Here is a 15,546-nt window from a genome sequence, read left to right as displayed (position 1 = left end):
GCGCAAAGACTCGCCAAAGCGATATCAAACCACTATAGAGCGCCGGGAAAGATCGGGCCGGATGCCGGCTCTCCAGATTGGTTCCAGGGAAGACGGGCTTTTTGAGCGCCAGCAAGAAAAAACAGCACGCGGTCGACTCCGATACGATCAGCGGAATCCTCAAGCGGGTGATTGCCGAAAACGGTCGTGACCACATTCGCGGCTATGTTTTCGCCATCAGCTGCCTGGCCGTGGTCGCCGCGACGACCGGCTTTACCGCCTCGATCATGGAAACCGTGATCAACGAGGCCTTCGCCAACAAGCGGGCGGACATCGTTCTGCTCGTCTGCGGCGCAATCCTTGCCGCCTTCGTGCTGCGCGGCTTTGCCACCTATGGCCAGGCCGTCGCGCTTTCGAAGATCGGCAACAACATCGTCGCGCGCTACCAGCGCCGCCTTTATGCCCATCTGATGGCGCTCAGCGTCGGCTATTTCAACGAGACCCGCTCGGCGCAGCTTGCAGCCCAGATCAGCCAGAATGTCAGCGGCATTCGCGACGTGCTCAATCTGACCGTTACCTCGATCGCGCGCGACCTGCTGACGCTGATCGGCCTGGTCGGCGTCATGTTTGCCAAGGACTGGTTGCTGTCGATCATCGTCTTTGTCGCAGCGCCTCCTCTGCTCCTGGGCCTGCGCTATGTGTCCAAGCGCTTGCGCTCGGCCACGCGCGAGGCGATTGAAGTCAACAGCCGCGTTCTCGGCGCGATGCAGGAGACCATTCAGGGTATCACCATCGTCAAGGCCTTCACCATGGAGGGCGAACTGCGCGGCAAGGTCGAGACGATCATCGACCGGGCCGAAAACCGCGCCAACCGCATTGCGCGGCTGAGCGAGCGCACGGCGCCGATGACCGAAACCTTCGCGGGCCTCGCCATCTCTGCCGTTCTGGCCTATTCGGCCTTCCGCGCCATCTATGCCGACGTGCCGCCTGGCGCTTTCTTCGCCTTCGTCGTCGCGCTGTTGATGGCCTATGATCCGGCCCGCCGCCTGGCGCGCCTTCAGGTCTCGCTCGAACGCGCCGCCGTCAACGCCCGCATGGTCTACGAGATCCTCGACACCGTGCCGCACCAGCGCGACAAGGCCGATGCCAAGGAACTGGCGTTTACGAATGCCGCTGTCGAACTGCGTGACGTGCGCTTCCGCTATCCCAATGGCGACGAGGTGCTGAAGGGCGTCAGCTTCGTGGCCGAGGGCGGCAAGACGACCGCGCTCGTCGGCCCCTCGGGTGCCGGCAAGTCGACGGTCATCAGCCTCATTCCACGGTTCTACGATCCGGCATCCGGCCAGATCCTTATCGACGGGCAGGACATCGCCGACGTCACCAAGCAGTCGCTGCGCCAGGGCATCGCCTATGTGTCGCAGCAGCCCTATCTCTTCGAAGGCTCGATCCGCGACAACATCCGCTACGGCCGCATCGACGCAACGGATGCCGAGGTGGAGGACGCCGCACGGCTTGCCTACGCCCATGAGTTCATCTTGGCGCAGCCGCAGGGCTACGATACGCCGGTCGGCGAGAACGGCATGACGCTGTCGGGCGGTCAGCGCCAGCGTCTGTCGATCGCACGTGCGCTTGTGCGCAACGCCCCGATCCTTCTGCTCGACGAGGCTACCTCCGCACTGGATACCGAATCGGAAGCCGCCGTGCAGAAGGCGCTCGACCACGCGATGGATGGCCGCACGGTGATCGTGATCGCGCATAGACTTTCGACCGTCGTCAACGCCGACAAGATCATCGTCATGAAGGATGGCTCCGTCGTCGAGGAAGGCACCCATGTCGATCTTGCACGGCGGCCGGACGGTCTCTACGCTCGCCTCCACAATCTCCAGGGTCAGTCTTCGGAAGAGCAGTCGCCTGAAGGCGAGGCGCCCGAAGCGCCGGCCGACGCCGAAATTCACTAGCGGACAAGAAGGAAATCACCGATGGGCGCAAACGATATGAAGCTCGTGGTGGTGGGTGCGGCCGGCCGTATGGGTCAGACGCTGATCAGGACGGTTCACGCGATGGATGGCGTTCGCCTGCATGCGGCCATCGAGCGCCCGGGTTCCCCCTTCATTGGCCGCGATGCGGGAGAGCTCTCCGGCCTCGGCCCGATCGGCGTGCCGGTGACCGACCAGCCGCTCGAAGCCTTCGTCGAAGCAGAAGGCGTCCTTGATTTCACGGCGCCGGCTGGCACTGTCGAGTTTGCCGGGCTCGCCGCCCAGGCCCGCATCGTCCATGTGATCGGCACCACCGGCTGCTCGTCCGACGACGAGGCGAAGATCCGCGCTGCCGCCCGCCACGCCCGTATCGTCAAGTCGGGCAATATGAGCCTCGGCGTCAACCTGCTCGGTGTGTTGACGGAGAAGGCGGCGCGGGCGCTGGGTTCGGCCGACTGGGACATCGAAATCCTCGAAATGCACCACAAGCACAAGGTAGATGCGCCCTCGGGCACGGCCCTGCTTCTCGGCGCGGCGGCGGCGAAGGGGCGCGATATCGCCCTTGCCGACCACTCCGTGCGCGTGCGTGACGGTCATACGGGTCCGCGTCCGGCTGGCACGATCGGTTTTGCGACGCTGCGCGGCGGCTCGGTCATCGGCGAACACTCGGTCATTCTTGCCGGCGAAGGCGAGCAGGTGACGCTCTCGCACAGCGCCACGGACCGTTCGATCTTCGCGCGCGGCGCCGTCACCGCTGCACTCTGGGCCCGCGGCCAGAAACCCGGCTTCTATTCGATGCTCGACGTTCTCGGGCTCAACTGACCTTTCCACTCTCAAGTCTCAAGGGGAATTCGACATGAGCGGTACTCTCGTCCTCGTCCGGCATGGCCAGAGCGACTGGAACCTGAAGAACCTGTTCACCGGCTGGCGTGATCCGGACCTGACGGAACTCGGCGTCGAGGAAGCCAAGGCCGGCGGCAAGGCGCTTGCCGACTACGGCATCAAGTTCGACATCGCGTTCACTTCGGATCTCATCCGCGCCCAGCGCACGTGCCAGTTCGTGCTCGACGCCGTCGGCCAGTCCTCGCTCGAAACGATCCGCGACCAGGCGCTGAACGAACGCGACTACGGCGACCTGTCGGGCCTTAACAAGGATGACGCCCGCGAGAAGTGGGGCGAAGAGCAGGTGCATATCTGGCGCCGCTCCTACGACATTCCGCCTCCGGGCGGCGAGAGCCTGCGCGACACCGGCGCACGCGTCTGGCCCTATTACCTGACCGAGATCCTGCCGCGCGTGCTGTCGGGCCAGAAGGTCCTGGTCGCTGCACACGGCAACTCGCTGCGCTCGCTGGTCATGGTGCTCGATCGCCTGAGCAAGGAACAGATCCTGAAGCTCAACCTCGCGACCGGCGTGCCGATGGTCTACAAGCTGAACGCCAATTCGACCGTCGCTTCCAAGGAAGTGCTCGGCGACATGTCCGGCGCCCACTGAGCGCTGACAGACGGAGAATGAAAAAGGGGCGCTGGGCGCCCCTTTTTGCGTCTGTGATGATGCTGGGAAGCCTGTAATCAGATCGTGCCGTCGGCCGCCTTGCCGGCTTCCCAGCCGAGGATGGCGCGTTTGCGCGTCAGGCCCCAGTGATAGCCGGTGAGATCGCCGCTCTTGCCAAGGGCGCGGTGGCACGGAACCACGAACGAGATCGGGTTGCGCCCGACCGCAGCACCCACAGCGCGCGATGCCGTCGGCTGGCCGATGTTGCCGGCGATGTTCGAATAGGTGGTGGCGCAGCCGAGCGGGATCTTGAGCAGCGCCTGCCAGACCCGGATCTGGAAGTCGGAGCCGATGAGGAAGATGCGCAGCGGCTCGTCCTGCCTCCAGCGCGAAGGATCGAAGATGCGCGCGGCGTATTGGGACGTCGCCGCGCTGTCCTCGATGTAGCGGGCGTTCGGCCAGCGTTGCGCCATGTCCTCGAAGCTTGCCTGCTCGCCGCCGGCATCGTTGAAGGCAAGGCCGGCGAGGCCGCGCTCGGTGATCATCACCAGCGCCGTGCCGAAGGGCGAGGGGTGATAGCCGAAGCGGATTGTCAGCCCTTCGCCGCGCGCCTTCCATTCACCCGGCGACATCGCCTCGTGGGTGACGAACAGGTCGTGCAGGCGGCTCGGTCCTGACAGGCCCACTTCGATGCTGGTTTCCAGCAGCGGCATGTCTTCCTGGCGCAGCAGGCGCTTGGCGTGGTCGAGCGTGACGGCCTGCAGGAAGGCCTTGGGCGAAAGCCCGGCCCAGCGGGTGAAGACCTTTTGGAGCTGCGTCGGCGACTGCTTCAGGCGCTGTGCCACGGATTCGAGCGACGGCTGGTCGCGATAGTCCTCGGTGAGCATTTCGATCACGCGGCTGACCGTATCATAGTCGGTGCCTTTCGGCGTGATGTCGGTGGGTACGGATGTCGCAATGTTCATGGCTCTTCTCCTGTCTTGTCACAGGTAACCATTTGCTGGCCCCGTCAACCACCCGAAACTTGAAAACATGCGATCGGCGGGATGCCGCCACAAGCGCCAGGCGTCAGCGGCGGCGAACGGTCGCAAGCGCGCCCGAGAGCGCCAGCGCAAAAGTCTCGCGGTCGTCGCGGTTGAGGAACGAGCCGATATCGGTTCGGCGGCCACCGCCGCTGATCGTCATCGAGACGATGCCGATCTCCTGATGCCGGGCGACATTCAAGCGCGCCCAGAACGGATTGAAACGATGCTCGCTGATCTGGCCCGAGGGCGTGAACTTGCGCACCGAAACGTCCGTCCTGCTAACGCGGACCTCTTCGCGGCTGAGCCCCGAGCGATTGTTCAGCCAGAAGGCGCCGAACAGCAGCAGGTAGTCGAGCCCGAAAAAGAACACCACCGGCCAGGCGCCGATGATGAGGAAGACGAGGCCGTGAACGAGGCTCAGGAGCCCGGCGATCAGGAAGAACATTTTGAAGCCGCGGCGCCCGAGCGAGCGATAGGGCGTGAGCTCGGCGGTGAAGACCGGAGCGTCCTCAGATGGGGTGGTGGCGTTGCCATGGATCATGACCTTTGACTATAGATGCATCATGAAAAACGTGAAGCCAAAATTGCCCGTGGGTGTTGCAAAACCGAAGGCGAGCCGCCGCGCCACGCCGCGGGTGAAGAGCCTCTATAGCCAGGACGAGCTCAAGGAGATCTTCCGTCGCTTCTCGATCCAGCGGCCGGAGCCGAAGGGCGAGCTCGAGCACGTCAATCCCTTCACGCTGGTCGTCGCCGTGGCGCTCTCGGCGCAGGCGACCGATGCCGGCGTCAACAAGGCGACGCGTGCGCTCTTTGCCATCGCCGATACGCCGGAAAAGATGCTGGCGCTCGGCGAAGAAAAAGTCCGGGACTACATCAAGACCATCGGCCTCTATCGCAACAAGGCGAAGAACGTCATCGCGCTGAGCGAAAAGTTGATCCGCGACTTCGGCGGCGAGGTGCCGCGCACACGCGAAGAGCTGGTGACTCTGCCGGGCGTCGGGCGCAAGACCGCCAATGTCGTGCTCTCCATGGCCTTCGGCCAGTCGACAATCGCCGTCGACACCCACATCCTGCGCATCGCCAACAGGATCTGTCTGGCGCCGGGCAAGACCCCGGACGAGGTGGAAGACAAGCTGATAAAGATCATCCCCGACGAGTATCTTTACCACGCCCATCACTGGCTGATCTTGCACGGGCGCTACTGCTGCAAGGCGCGCAAGCCTGAATGCGAGCGCTGTGTCATCGCCGATATCTGCAAGTCGCCGGAAAAGACCTGCGACATCCCGGCGTCGCTCGTCGAACTGCCGCCGCAGATGATCTCCGCCGCAAGCTGACGCCTGCCGTAAACGCTGATCCTTACGTCGACACCATCCGGTCGATCAGCGTGCCGATCGTTTCCGCATAGACCTCGCTCGACGCGCCATCGGCAATGTCGAGCGCCGCGCGATCGAAGGCAGCTGAAAGCAGCGAAGCCATGGCCGACAGCCTTTCGGCAGAAACAGTGGCCGGAGCCATTGCCTCGGCAATCCCTTCCTCGAGCGTTCTCTGCGCGTTGGCCACGTCGATCGCCATCATCTCCCGCTTGCCGAGGACGGCAGGCCCATCGAGCAAGAGCAGGCGGATACGCCCCGGCTCGCGCATGGCGTCGAAATAGGCATGGGCGCCGACCTTCAGTGCCTGGCGGGCCGAAAGGTCGCCTGACGTCGCCTGCTCGATCGACGTCGCCACAGCAATTGCTTCCCGTTCCGCCACCGCGCGAAACAACGCCTTCTTGTCTTCGAAGTGGTGATAGAGCGCGCCGCGGGTCAGGCCGGCGGCCGCGACGATGTCCGGCGTCGACGTGTCGGCGTAGCCCCTGGTGACGAAGAGGCCGCGGGCGGCATCGAGGATCGCGGCGCGCGTCGTGTCGGAGCGCTCGCGATTGGAGCGTCGGGAGATTTCCTGTTGCATACATGCAGCCTGTATGTTAGTTAAAGAAACATACAGATTGTATGATATTGCCGGAGCGAGGAAAAGCCATGAAATCGACGAGCTATTACCCGGTCATCATGACGGCCGACGTTGCCGCCACCGCCGCCTTCTATGTCGATCACTTCCGTTTCCAGGCGCTCTTCACCAGCGACTGGTATGTGCATCTTCAATCGGTCGAGGACGAGCATGTGACGTTGGCCGTGCTCGACTACCGCCACGAGACGATCCCCGAGGAGGCGCGTGCGCCGACGCGCGGTCTGCTTTTGAACTTCGAGGTCGATAATCCGGATGCGATCTATGCGCAGGCGCTTGCTGCCGGCCTGCCGATCCTCAAAACCTTGCGCGACGAGGATTTCGGCCAGCGCCATTTCATCACTGCCGACCCGAATGGCGTGCTGATCGATATCATCAAGCCCATTCCGCCGAGCGCCGAATTCGCCGCCGCCTATGAGGAAAGCGCGCTTCCTACGGCGTGAAGCCGCCTGCACGCGTCTTTTGTCTTCCAAATGGCCGGAAAACCGGTATTAACGAACACCGGCCATCACGGAGACCGGACGAGGTTCATGACAAAATACGACGTGCTGACGATCGGCAACGCCATCGTTGATATCATCGCGCGCTGCGACGATGCTTTTCTCAATGAAAACGGCATCATAAAGGGCGCCATGAACCTCATCGATGCCGAGCGAGCCGAGTTGCTGTACTCGCGCATGGGCCCGGCGGTCGAAGCCTCCGGCGGCAGCGCCGGCAATACGGCTGCGGGCGTTGCCAGCCTCGGCGGCCGCGCTGCCTATTTCGGCAAGACCGCAAGCGACCAGCTCGGCGAGATCTTCGCCCACGACATCCGTGCCCAGGGCGTCTATTTCCAAACGAAGCCGCTCGAAACCGTGCCGCCGACGGCGCGCTCGATGATCTTCGTCACCGAGGATGGCGAACGGTCGATGAATACCTATCTCGGCGCCTGCGTCGAGCTTGGCCCCGAGGACGTCGAAGCCGACGTCGTCGCTGAGGCCAAGGTCACCTATTTCGAAGGTTATCTCTGGGATCCGCCGCGCGCCAAGGATGCTATCCGCGAAACCGCACGGATCGCCCACGCGAATGGCCGCGAGACCGCGATCACGCTGTCGGACAGCTTCTGCGTTCACCGCTATCGCGACGAGTTCCTGGAACTCATGCGCTCCGGCACGGTCGACATCGTCTTTGCCAACAAGCAGGAGGCGCTGGCGCTCTACGAGACCGAGGATTTCGATCTGGCGCTGGAGAAGCTCTCGAAGGATTGCAAGCTTGCGGCGGTAACGCTCAGCGAAGAGGGTTCGGTTGTCGTGCGCGGCGACGAACGCGTTCGGGTCACCGCAACGCCGATCGCCCAGGTTGTCGATACGACCGGCGCCGGCGACCTCTATGCCGCCGGCTTCCTTCACGGCTACACGACCGGGCGCTCGCTCGAAGACTGCAGCAAGCTCGGCAATCTCGCGGCCGGCATCGTCATCGGCCAGATCGGGCCGCGGCCGATGGTCTCGCTGGAAACGGCCGCCAAACAGGCTGGTCTCGCCTGATCCGACCGAATTGATTTTTGGTTAAAGACGGGCGCGGCCTTACTTGAAGGCCTCGCCCGGATAGGCGCCCCAGATTTCGCCTTGGGCGATCCAGCCTTCGACGCCTTGCGCTTCGGCATGGCACCAGTCGCCATTGCACTCGCCGACTTTCACGATGACACCGGGCTCCATGCGGGCGACGATCGGGGAATTGCCCTGCGCGTCGCGGCGCATGTTGACGAAGACGCCTTCGCCCTTGCCGCGCATCCAGGGGGCTGCAACGGCTGTGCGGTCGCCGGAAAGCAGCGCCTGGTTCACCCAGCCTTCGGTGCCGTCGGCGTCGCGGATGCGGCGCCAGTTGTCGTATTCCTGAATGATCTCGACCGGCACGCCCGGCTTCATGTAGCGGAAGGCGACCGCGTAATCGACGCTCGGGCCGATCCGCAGATTGACGCTCTTGGACTTCAGGCTGACGAAGCGCGGCAGCGGCAGCCCGCTGGCGCCCTTGGCGGCCTGAGCGTAAGCCGCTGACGTCATGATCGCGGCGCCAAGGCAGGCGGCGATCAACGAGAGCGAGAATCTGGAAATGACGTGACGCATGACGAAGCCCATTTTCCGTGGCACTAGCTTTTGCAGGCGCAGTTCACTTGAGGCCCATGGGTCGGGCGGAAATCGCGGGGACGACGACGCGAGTTTTGTTTGTCTTCCCGGTGGGGTCTGGTAGAAATTGCGGCTACAGGGAGAAAGTATCGCCCAACTTGGTTAAGGACCCGTCAACAAGGCCCGTCGCAGCAATGACAAGCAAGAAGAAGCCCACGGTCTACATCACCCGCAAATTGCCTGACATCGTCGAGACGCGCATGCGCGAGCTCTTCGATGCGGAGCTGAACATCGACGACACGCCGCGCAGCCAGCCGGAACTCGTTGCCGCGGTGAAACGCGCCGACGTGCTGGTGCCGACGGTGACCGATCGCATCGATGCGGCGCTGATCGAGCAGGCCGGCCCGCAGCTGAAGCTGATCGCAAGCTTTTCCAACGGCGTCGACAACATCGATGTCGATGCTGCGGCCCGCAAGGGTATCACCGTGACCAACACGCCGAACGTGTTGACCGAAGACACCGCGGACATGGCGATGGCGCTGATCCTCGCCGTGCCGCGCCGGCTTGCCGAAGGTGCGCAGATCCTGACCGATCGCAAAGGCGAATGGGCTGGCTGGTCGCCGACCTGGATGCTCGGCCGGCGCATTGCCGGCAAGCGCATCGGCATCGTCGGCATGGGCCGGATCGGCACCGCTGTCGCCCGCCGCGCCAAGGCCTTCGGCCTTTCGATCCACTACCACAACCGCCACCGGGTGAAGGCGGAAACCGAAGAGATGCTGGAGGCGACCTATTGGGACAGCCTCGACCAGATGCTTGCCCGCGTCGATATCGTCTCGGTCAACTGCCCGTCGACGCCGGCGACCTACCACCTGCTCTCGGCACGGCGATTGGCGCTGATGCGACCGGACAGCTACATCGTCAACACCGCCCGCGGCGGCATCGTCGACGAGACGGCGCTGATCAAGTCGCTGCGCGAAGGCAAGATCGCTGGCGCCGGCCTCGACGTCTTCGAGAACGAGCCGGTCGTCAATCCGAAGCTGATCAAGCTTGCCGGTGAGGGCAAGGTCGTGCTCCTGCCGCATATGAGCTCGGCGACGCTTGAGGGCCGCATCGACATGGGCGAGAAGGTGGTGATCAACATCCGCACCTTCTTCGATGGCCACCGACCACCGGACCGCGTGCTTCCGGGCCGCGACTGAACGCGAAACGCCGTGCGGCCGTCCATCCGGTTCGCTCAAGCCCGGAAGCTAAAGTGTCTTGCGCATCTCGATCGCCGTCGGCCGGGTAAAACCGGGATGGCACATCGTGCCGCTCTGGACGAAACCCCAGGCGGCAAAGGCTCGGTGATTGTCGATGAGTTCGATGCGGGTGAGAAGCCTCAGCGCCGGCAGCTTCAGGGCACGCGCCGTCGCCTCCGCTTCGGCGAGCAGCAGCCGACCGATACCCTTTCCTTGCGTCTCAGTCGCGACGGCAAGCTTGCCGATATAGAGGTAATCGTCCTCCGGTTTGCAGAAGATGCAGCCGACGAGCCTTTCGCCGTCGCGGACGCCGAAGGCGATCTCGTCAACGATCTTCTGCCGGAGCAACTCGATGTTCAATGCATGCGCCGACGACGGCGGGTCGATCCGCCCGTCCATGTAGGAGAAGGCGCCAAGGATCAGCGCCAGCAGTTCCTCGTAGCGGTCGAATGCTTCGTCGATGCGAAAGATCTGCACCATGGTCGGCCTATGCTCTGCGGCGATAGCGGATGGTGTTGAACTGTGCCGTCAGCGCGTCATACATCAGCAGCCGTCCGACCAGCGGTTCGCCGAAGCCGGCGATCACCTTGATTGCCTCCATCGCCTGCAAGGTGCCGATGACGCCAGTCAGCGCGCCGACGATGCCGGCCTCCGCGCAGGAGGGCACGACACCGGCCGGCGGCGGCTCGGGAAAGAGATCGCGATAGGAGGGGTTCGGCCGTCCATCGGCGCCGGCGCTGTAGGGCATCAGCACCGTCAGCGATCCGTCGAAGCGGCCGACGGCGCCGGTCACCAGCGGAATGCCGACCGCTGCCGCCGTATCGGCGGCGAGATAGCGCGTATCGAAATTGTCCGAGCCGTCGATCACCAGGTCATATTGCCGGAAAAGCGCCTCGGCATTGTCGGGGTTGAGCCTGAGCCTGTGTTCGTCGACGCCGACATGCGGGTTGAGGGCGGTGATCGCCTCGGCGGCCCGCTCGACCTTGGCGCGGTCGATGTCTTCAGTGCGGTGGATGATCTGCCGCTGCAGGTTGGAAAGCGCGACCGCATCGTCGTCGACGATGCCGATCCGGCCGATGCCGGCGGCGGCAAGATAGACGAGCACTGGAGCGCCGAGCCCGCCGGCCCCGATCACCAGCACACGGGCCGCCTTCAGCCTTTGTTGCCCGGCACCCCCGATCTCCGGCAGCACGATATGGCGGGCGTAGCGGGTGATCTCCGATTGGTCGAGCTTGTTCTCACCGGTCATGGCAAAATCCTCCTCGGTGACCTCTGCTTATCCCGTAACACTGCCGTGCGAAACCGTCAGAAAGCGGCCGCGTTCGCCCAGCGCCTCGAACATCGCTTGGTCCGTCCCGGTCATGAAGGCCTGGCCGCCAAGGCCGTCGACGAGATCGAACAGAGCGGCGCGCCGGTTGACGTCGAGATGGGCGGCGATCTCGTCGAGCAGCAGGATCGGCGCGTGGCCGGTCATGTCGCCGACGAGGCGCGCATGCGCCAGCACCAGGCCGACGAGCAGCGCCTTCTGCTCCCCGGTCGAGCAGCGTGCTGCCTCCATGTCCTTCTCGCGGTGACGCACGAGCAGGTCGCTCCGGTGCGGCCCGTCGAGCGTGCGCCCCGCCGCGGCGTCGCGCGGACGCCCATCACGCAGCATCGTCAGATATTGTTCTTCCAGATCATAGGCCGGACGATGGCCCTCGTCGTCGAGAAAGCCCGACAACGCCAGGCGCGCCGAGGGAAAGACGCTTTCATCGACAGTGCGCTCGACCAGCGCCGTCAACAGACCGAGCATTTCCTGCCGCGCCAGCGCCATGGAGACGCCGAGACCGGCCATCTCCTTTTCGATCGCCGTCAGCCAGGAAGGGTCCGGGCGGAATTCACCGAGCAGCCGGTTGCGGCTGCGCATCGCCCGGTCGAATTCGCTGGCGCGACGGCCGTGCTCCGGATCGAGCGACAGCACAAGACGATCGAGGAAACGCCGCCGGTCGGCCGAAGGCCCGGTAAAGAGCCCATCCATCGATGGCGTCAGCCAGAGGACGCGCAGGTGATCGGTCAGTTCGTCGACGGTCGCTGCCGGTGTTCCATTCAGCCGCAGCCGCCGGGATTGCCCTTCCGTGACGCCGGCAGTCCCGGTGCCGATCTCGACGGTTCCCTCCATGCCCTCGACTTCCGCAAAGACCGAGAACCCGTCGCCGGCACCGACCCGGGTCACGTCCGCATAGGCTGCGCGCCTGAGGCCGCGGCCGGGCGAAAGGAAAGAGACGGCTTCCATGAGGTTGGTCTTGCCGGCGCCGTTCTCCCCCGTCAGCACCACATGGCGCTGATCGAGCTCAAGCGAGAGGGCCGCATAGTTGCGGAACTCCGTAAGCTTCAGGCGGTTGAGAAAGACCTTGTTTGGCATCGGCAGTCCGGATTCGACGTTGGGCGCAGCTAGGACGAAAGCGCCTGCCAAGGCAAGGCGAAATGGGGCGCGTCGCCATATCGTGCAAGATAGGCCGATATCGACAGGGGAAAGGCGACAAACCCCTTTGATTCGGTGCTTTTCATAAAGGACCTAGTGAAATATGACAGCCGCATGACAATCCACAGATGGATATACGTGTGATGCTGGCCTGGTTCCGCAAACTTCTTCCCCGCGAGGATCGCTTCTTCGACCTCTTCGCAAAACATTCGCGCACCGTCGTCGGTGCTGCCGATGCGCTCGACAAGGTTCTCGCTGGCGGCGACGATCTGGAAAAACACTGCGACCGGATCGTCGCGCTCGAGGATGAGGCGGACCACATCACCGCCGAGGTGCTGCTGGCCGTGCGCCGGTCCTTTATCACGCCCTTCGACCGCGGCGACATCAAGGATCTGATCCAGTCGATGGATGATGCCATCGACATGATGCACAAGACCGTCAAGACGATCCGCCTTTACGAACAGAAGAGCTTCGATCCCGGCATGCGAGAAATGGGCACCACGGTCGTCAAGGCCGCGCACCTGATCGCCGAGGCCATTCCGCTGCTCGATAGGATCGGCGCCAATCACGACCGCCTGATCGCGATCGCCGAAGAGGTCACCCGCATCGAGGGCCGTTCCGACGAACTGCACGAACAGGGCCTCAAGGACCTGTTCCGCCGCCACGGCGCCAGCAATCCGATGGCCTACATCATCGGCAGCGAGATCTATGGCGAGCTCGAAAAGGTCGTCGACCGCTTCGAGGACGTCGCCAATGAAATCAGCGGCATCGTGATCGAGAACGTCTGATGGATGCGACGCTCGCCTTTCCGTTGCTCGTCGGGCTGATCGGCATCGCGCTGTTCTTCGACTTCCTGAACGGTCTGCACGACGCCGCCAACTCGATCGCGACGATCGTCTCGACACGGGTGCTCCGGCCGCAATATGCCGTCATGTGGGCGGCCTTCTTCAACTTCATCGCCTTCCTGTTCTTCGGCCTGCACGTGGCCGAGACGCTGGGCAAGGGCATCATCGATCCCGGCATCGTCACGCCGCTGGTGATCTTCTCGGCGCTGATCGGCGCGATCGTCTGGAACATCGTCACCTGGCTCTTCGGCATCCCGTCGAGTTCGTCGCACGCGCTGATCGGCGGCCTCGTCGGTGCCGGTCTTGCCAGCACCGGTTTCAGTTCCATCGTCTGGACCGGCCTCCTGAAGACCGTCGGCGCCATCTTCATGTCGCCGGCGATCGGCTTTTTCCTGGCGCTCATGCTGGTGCTGATCGTTTCGTGGATCTTCGTGCGCCAGACGCCCTTTGCCGTCGACCGCACCTTCCGCGTCATGCAGTTCGTCTCGGCCTCGCTCTATTCGCTCGGCCATGGCGGCAACGACGCGCAGAAGACCATGGGCATCATCGCGGTGCTGCTCTACTCGCAAGGCTATCTCGGCTCGGAGTTCTATGTGCCGTTCTGGGTGGTGATCACCTGCCAGGCGGCGATCGCGCTCGGCACGCTGTTCGGCGGTTGGCGCATCGTCCACACCATGGGCTCGAAGATTACCAGGCTCAATCCGATGCAGGGCTTCTGCGCCGAGACCGGCGGAGCGATCACGCTCTTTGCCGCCACCTGGCTCGGCATCCCGGTCTCGACGACGCACACCATCACCGGAGCGATCATCGGCGTTGGTGCTGCGCGTCGCGTTTCGGCCGTGCGCTGGGGGCTTGCCGGCAATATCGTCATTGCCTGGTTCATCACCATGCCCGCCGCAGCGGCGATTTCGGCGCTCGCCTACTTCACCATCGATCTGCTGTTCTGATCGATCTGGAAATCGTCTCCCGCCCTCATAAGCAGGCGGGAGGCGCCCGTCATTTCGAGACCCGAGGCGCAGGGCTGCTCTGCCCACCCTGGTGCAAGGTCAGGCTTTCGGCACGGTCGCCTTTGAGCGTGAAGCTGATCTGGGCATCGATGAGCTTCGTAAAGAAGCGGTGCTCGGCCTCCGGAAGGATTTCGAGCCGGTCCTGCCCGGTCGCCTGGGCAAACAGACTATCGCCATCCCGAAAGATCGTGAGTTCGAAGTCGGGCGCCAGCCTGTAGGTGCCGACATAGGCATCATAGCGCGCCGGGTCGATCACTATGGCCGTGCGCTTGACGATCGGCGGCGCAAGCGGCGCGTTGCGATTGAGCAGATGGCGGCCGATGTCGTCGACGCCGACGTCGGTCGACGCATTCGACAGGGCGACCACGCCGACACCCGTCGACGGACGGTAGCCGACGAAGGATCTATAGCCGCCGGTTCCCCCATTGTGCCAGATGAACTGCTCGTCGCCCTTGCCCGAGACGACCCAGCCGAGCGCCTGCTGGTCGCCATCGCCGTTGCCGAGCGGTTGTCGGGTCGACAGCAGCGTGCTGAAGGCGGGAGCGAGCGGCGATGCCGTCTTTCCCATGGCCGCCTCAAGGAAAAGCAGGAGATCGTCCACGGTCGAGCGCAGGGCGCCTGCACCCTGCAGCGCGTCGAGATCCCAATCGCTCACCGGCTCCATGGCCGCATCGTGGCCCGTTGCCCGGCGTTCGGCCCAGTCGGGCTGCTGCGTGATCGCCGTGTCCTTCATGCCGAGGGGAACGGCGATACGGCTGACGACGAGGTCTTCATAGGAGACCCCGGCCTTCAAGGCGATCGCGTGGCCGAGAAGCCCGGCGCCGAGATTGGAGTATTCATGCCCGACGCCGGGGCGGCGCTGCGGCTTGTGACTGGAGAGGAAAGCATAGAGCTTCGCCGCGTCGTAGCCGGCATAGGGATTGCTCATGTCGGCCGGCACCAGATTGCTGGGCAATCGCGGCAGGCCGGACATGTGCGTTGCGAGGTCGCCGAGCGTGATCGGCGTCTGCTTGTCCTCGGGCATGATCACGCTCTCGGGAAGAAGCGTGGCGACGGGTGTGCCAAGGCTGAGTGCGCCTTTCTCCATCGCGTCGGCCAGCAGCAGCGCGGTAAAGACCTTGGTGACCGAGCCGATCTCGAACACGGTCTGCCCGTCGACGGGGCGCGGGTCACCTTTGGCCGGATGGCCGTGGGCGATGATGCGCCGGCCATTGGCATCGATGATACCGACGACGATGCCGATCGACTGCTGCTGCTTGTCGATCCGGTCGGCCAGGATCTCCTGAATTTCTGCGTCGGTGGGAGCGGGAAGCGGACTTGCGTGAGCGTTGGTGCCAAGCGCCATGAGGACGATCCAGTTCAGAAAGCGGTTCCGCATGAAAGATAGGAATCCAATTTTCGGTTGTCAGGGGATGCG

Annotated in this window: 17 protein-coding genes; 9 read left to right on the top strand and 8 right to left on the bottom strand. The window is 63.9% G+C overall.

Annotated features, from left to right (window positions below; genetic code table 11):
* The first annotated feature begins 101 nt into the window (after positions 1 to 101).
* The 3 genes from OVA00_RS18875 to OVA00_RS18865 are packed head-to-tail and all read left to right on the top strand — an operon-like array spanning position 102 to position 3,447.
* A complete protein-coding gene (locus OVA00_RS18875; RefSeq protein WP_051659689.1) occupies positions 102 to 1,937 on the top strand; it encodes an ABC transporter ATP-binding protein in 1,836 nt (611 codons plus the stop codon).
* Positions 1,938 to 1,958: 21 nt separating this feature from the next.
* Positions 1,959 to 2,777, top strand: a complete 819-nt coding sequence (dapB, locus tag OVA00_RS18870; RefSeq protein ID WP_034804982.1) for a 4-hydroxy-tetrahydrodipicolinate reductase — start codon at positions 1,959 to 1,961, stop codon at positions 2,775 to 2,777.
* Between the two features lie 34 nt (positions 2,778 to 2,811).
* Positions 2,812 to 3,447 (top strand): 2,3-bisphosphoglycerate-dependent phosphoglycerate mutase, encoded by a 636-nt coding sequence (locus OVA00_RS18865; protein ID WP_060519435.1) that lies wholly within the window; start codon positions 2,812 to 2,814, stop codon positions 3,445 to 3,447.
* Positions 3,448 to 3,524: 77 nt separating this feature from the next.
* Here the strand turns inward: OVA00_RS18865 and OVA00_RS18860 are convergent, their stop codons facing one another.
* The gene (locus tag OVA00_RS18860; RefSeq protein WP_034804968.1) at positions 3,525 to 4,412 is read right to left on the bottom strand and encodes a methylated-DNA--[protein]-cysteine S-methyltransferase; all 888 of its coding nucleotides are present in this window, start codon (positions 4,410 to 4,412) and stop codon (positions 3,525 to 3,527) included.
* Positions 4,413 to 4,515: 103 nt separating this feature from the next.
* Complete coding sequence (locus tag OVA00_RS18855; RefSeq protein ID WP_034804964.1) at positions 4,516 to 5,013, bottom strand: DUF2244 domain-containing protein; 498 nt, start codon at positions 5,011 to 5,013, stop codon at positions 4,516 to 4,518.
* Positions 5,014 to 5,035: 22 nt separating this feature from the next.
* Here OVA00_RS18855 and nth point away from each other — a divergent pair, with 22 nt between their 5' ends.
* Positions 5,036 to 5,806, top strand: a complete 771-nt coding sequence (gene nth, locus OVA00_RS18850; RefSeq protein ID WP_034805307.1) for an endonuclease III — start codon at positions 5,036 to 5,038, stop codon at positions 5,804 to 5,806.
* Positions 5,807 to 5,828: 22 nt separating this feature from the next.
* Here nth and OVA00_RS18845 read toward each other — a convergent pair whose 3' ends face one another.
* Positions 5,829 to 6,422, bottom strand: a complete 594-nt coding sequence (locus OVA00_RS18845; protein WP_060580533.1) for a TetR/AcrR family transcriptional regulator — start codon at positions 6,420 to 6,422, stop codon at positions 5,829 to 5,831.
* Positions 6,423 to 6,490: 68 nt separating this feature from the next.
* Between OVA00_RS18845 and OVA00_RS18840 the strand changes: the two genes are divergently transcribed.
* Positions 6,491 to 6,919, top strand: coding sequence for a VOC family protein (locus OVA00_RS18840; RefSeq protein WP_034804958.1), 429 nt, complete (start codon positions 6,491 to 6,493; stop codon positions 6,917 to 6,919).
* Positions 6,920 to 7,006: 87 nt separating this feature from the next.
* Positions 7,007 to 7,999: an adenosine kinase gene (locus OVA00_RS18835; protein WP_060580534.1), complete on the top strand. Its 993-nt coding sequence runs from the start codon at positions 7,007 to 7,009 to the stop codon at positions 7,997 to 7,999.
* Positions 8,000 to 8,038: 39 nt separating this feature from the next.
* Here the strand turns inward: OVA00_RS18835 and OVA00_RS18830 are convergent, their stop codons facing one another.
* A complete protein-coding gene (locus tag OVA00_RS18830) occupies positions 8,039 to 8,590 on the bottom strand; it encodes an SH3 domain-containing protein (protein WP_034804952.1) in 552 nt (183 codons plus the stop codon).
* A gap of 182 nt (positions 8,591 to 8,772) precedes the next feature.
* On the opposite strand from OVA00_RS18830, the gene OVA00_RS18825 reads away from it, so the two are divergent.
* On the top strand, positions 8,773 to 9,777 hold the full coding sequence (locus tag OVA00_RS18825; RefSeq protein ID WP_268089452.1) for a 2-hydroxyacid dehydrogenase: 1,005 nt from the start codon (positions 8,773 to 8,775) through the stop codon (positions 9,775 to 9,777).
* 48 nt (positions 9,778 to 9,825) lie between these two features.
* On the opposite strand, the gene OVA00_RS18820 is transcribed toward OVA00_RS18825, so the two are convergent.
* From OVA00_RS18820 to recF, 3 genes are read right to left on the bottom strand one after another with little or no spacing between them, the layout of a single operon-like run.
* Positions 9,826 to 10,293 (bottom strand): GNAT family N-acetyltransferase, encoded by a 468-nt coding sequence (locus tag OVA00_RS18820; RefSeq protein ID WP_268090343.1) that lies wholly within the window; start codon positions 10,291 to 10,293, stop codon positions 9,826 to 9,828.
* A gap of 10 nt (positions 10,294 to 10,303) precedes the next feature.
* Positions 10,304 to 11,065 (bottom strand): molybdopterin-synthase adenylyltransferase MoeB, encoded by a 762-nt coding sequence (locus OVA00_RS18815; RefSeq protein ID WP_034804936.1) that lies wholly within the window; start codon positions 11,063 to 11,065, stop codon positions 10,304 to 10,306.
* A gap of 27 nt (positions 11,066 to 11,092) precedes the next feature.
* Positions 11,093 to 12,217, bottom strand: coding sequence for a DNA replication/repair protein RecF (gene recF, locus OVA00_RS18810; protein ID WP_060580671.1), 1,125 nt, complete (start codon positions 12,215 to 12,217; stop codon positions 11,093 to 11,095).
* Positions 12,218 to 12,420: 203 nt separating this feature from the next.
* Here recF and OVA00_RS18805 point away from each other — a divergent pair, with 203 nt between their 5' ends.
* Complete coding sequence (locus OVA00_RS18805) at positions 12,421 to 13,065, top strand: DUF47 domain-containing protein (RefSeq protein ID WP_043622835.1); 645 nt, start codon at positions 12,421 to 12,423, stop codon at positions 13,063 to 13,065.
* Complete coding sequence (locus tag OVA00_RS18800) at positions 13,065 to 14,069, top strand: inorganic phosphate transporter (RefSeq protein WP_034804933.1); 1,005 nt, start codon at positions 13,065 to 13,067, stop codon at positions 14,067 to 14,069. Before OVA00_RS18805 ends, OVA00_RS18800 begins: the two co-directional genes overlap by 1 nt.
* Positions 14,070 to 14,118: 49 nt before the next feature.
* Here OVA00_RS18800 and OVA00_RS18795 read toward each other — a convergent pair whose 3' ends face one another.
* Positions 14,119 to 15,507, bottom strand: coding sequence for a serine hydrolase (locus OVA00_RS18795; RefSeq protein ID WP_218685120.1), 1,389 nt, complete (start codon positions 15,505 to 15,507; stop codon positions 14,119 to 14,121).
* Between the last annotated feature and the right edge of the window lie 39 nt (positions 15,508 to 15,546).

This window comes from Ensifer sp. SL37, assembly GCF_026672675.1.
GTDB lineage: Bacteria > Pseudomonadota > Alphaproteobacteria > Rhizobiales > Rhizobiaceae > Ensifer > Ensifer adhaerens.
The sequence above is the reverse complement of the archived record's forward strand: the minus strand, read 5'-3'. Positions and strand labels throughout refer to the sequence as shown.

Bases quoted from the DNA above. Each gene is read 5' to 3' on its own strand.
- dapB (WP_034804982.1), top strand. From the start codon at position 1,959: ATGGGCGCAAACGATATGAAGCTCGTGGTGGTGGGTGCGGCCGGCCGT.
- OVA00_RS18865 (WP_060519435.1), top strand. From the start codon at position 2,812: ATGAGCGGTACTCTCGTCCTCGTCCGGCATGGCCAGAGCGACTGGAAC.
- OVA00_RS18860 (WP_034804968.1), bottom strand. From the start codon at position 4,412: ATGAACATTGCGACATCCGTACCCACCGACATCACGCCGAAAGGCACC.
- OVA00_RS18855 (WP_034804964.1), bottom strand. From the start codon at position 5,013: ATGATCCATGGCAACGCCACCACCCCATCTGAGGACGCTCCGGTCTTC.
- nth (WP_034805307.1), top strand. From the start codon at position 5,036: ATGAAAAACGTGAAGCCAAAATTGCCCGTGGGTGTTGCAAAACCGAAG.
- OVA00_RS18845 (WP_060580533.1), bottom strand. From the start codon at position 6,422: ATGCAACAGGAAATCTCCCGACGCTCCAATCGCGAGCGCTCCGACACG.
- OVA00_RS18840 (WP_034804958.1), top strand. From the start codon at position 6,491: ATGAAATCGACGAGCTATTACCCGGTCATCATGACGGCCGACGTTGCC.
- OVA00_RS18835 (WP_060580534.1), top strand. From the start codon at position 7,007: ATGACAAAATACGACGTGCTGACGATCGGCAACGCCATCGTTGATATC.
- OVA00_RS18830 (WP_034804952.1), bottom strand. From the start codon at position 8,590: ATGGGCTTCGTCATGCGTCACGTCATTTCCAGATTCTCGCTCTCGTTG.
- OVA00_RS18825 (WP_268089452.1), top strand. From the start codon at position 8,773: ATGACAAGCAAGAAGAAGCCCACGGTCTACATCACCCGCAAATTGCCT.
- OVA00_RS18815 (WP_034804936.1), bottom strand. From the start codon at position 11,065: ATGACCGGTGAGAACAAGCTCGACCAATCGGAGATCACCCGCTACGCC.
- recF (WP_060580671.1), bottom strand. From the start codon at position 12,217: ATGCCAAACAAGGTCTTTCTCAACCGCCTGAAGCTTACGGAGTTCCGC.
- OVA00_RS18805 (WP_043622835.1), top strand. From the start codon at position 12,421: ATGCTGGCCTGGTTCCGCAAACTTCTTCCCCGCGAGGATCGCTTCTTC.
- OVA00_RS18800 (WP_034804933.1), top strand. From the start codon at position 13,065: ATGGATGCGACGCTCGCCTTTCCGTTGCTCGTCGGGCTGATCGGCATC.
- OVA00_RS18795 (WP_218685120.1), bottom strand. From the start codon at position 15,507: ATGCGGAACCGCTTTCTGAACTGGATCGTCCTCATGGCGCTTGGCACC.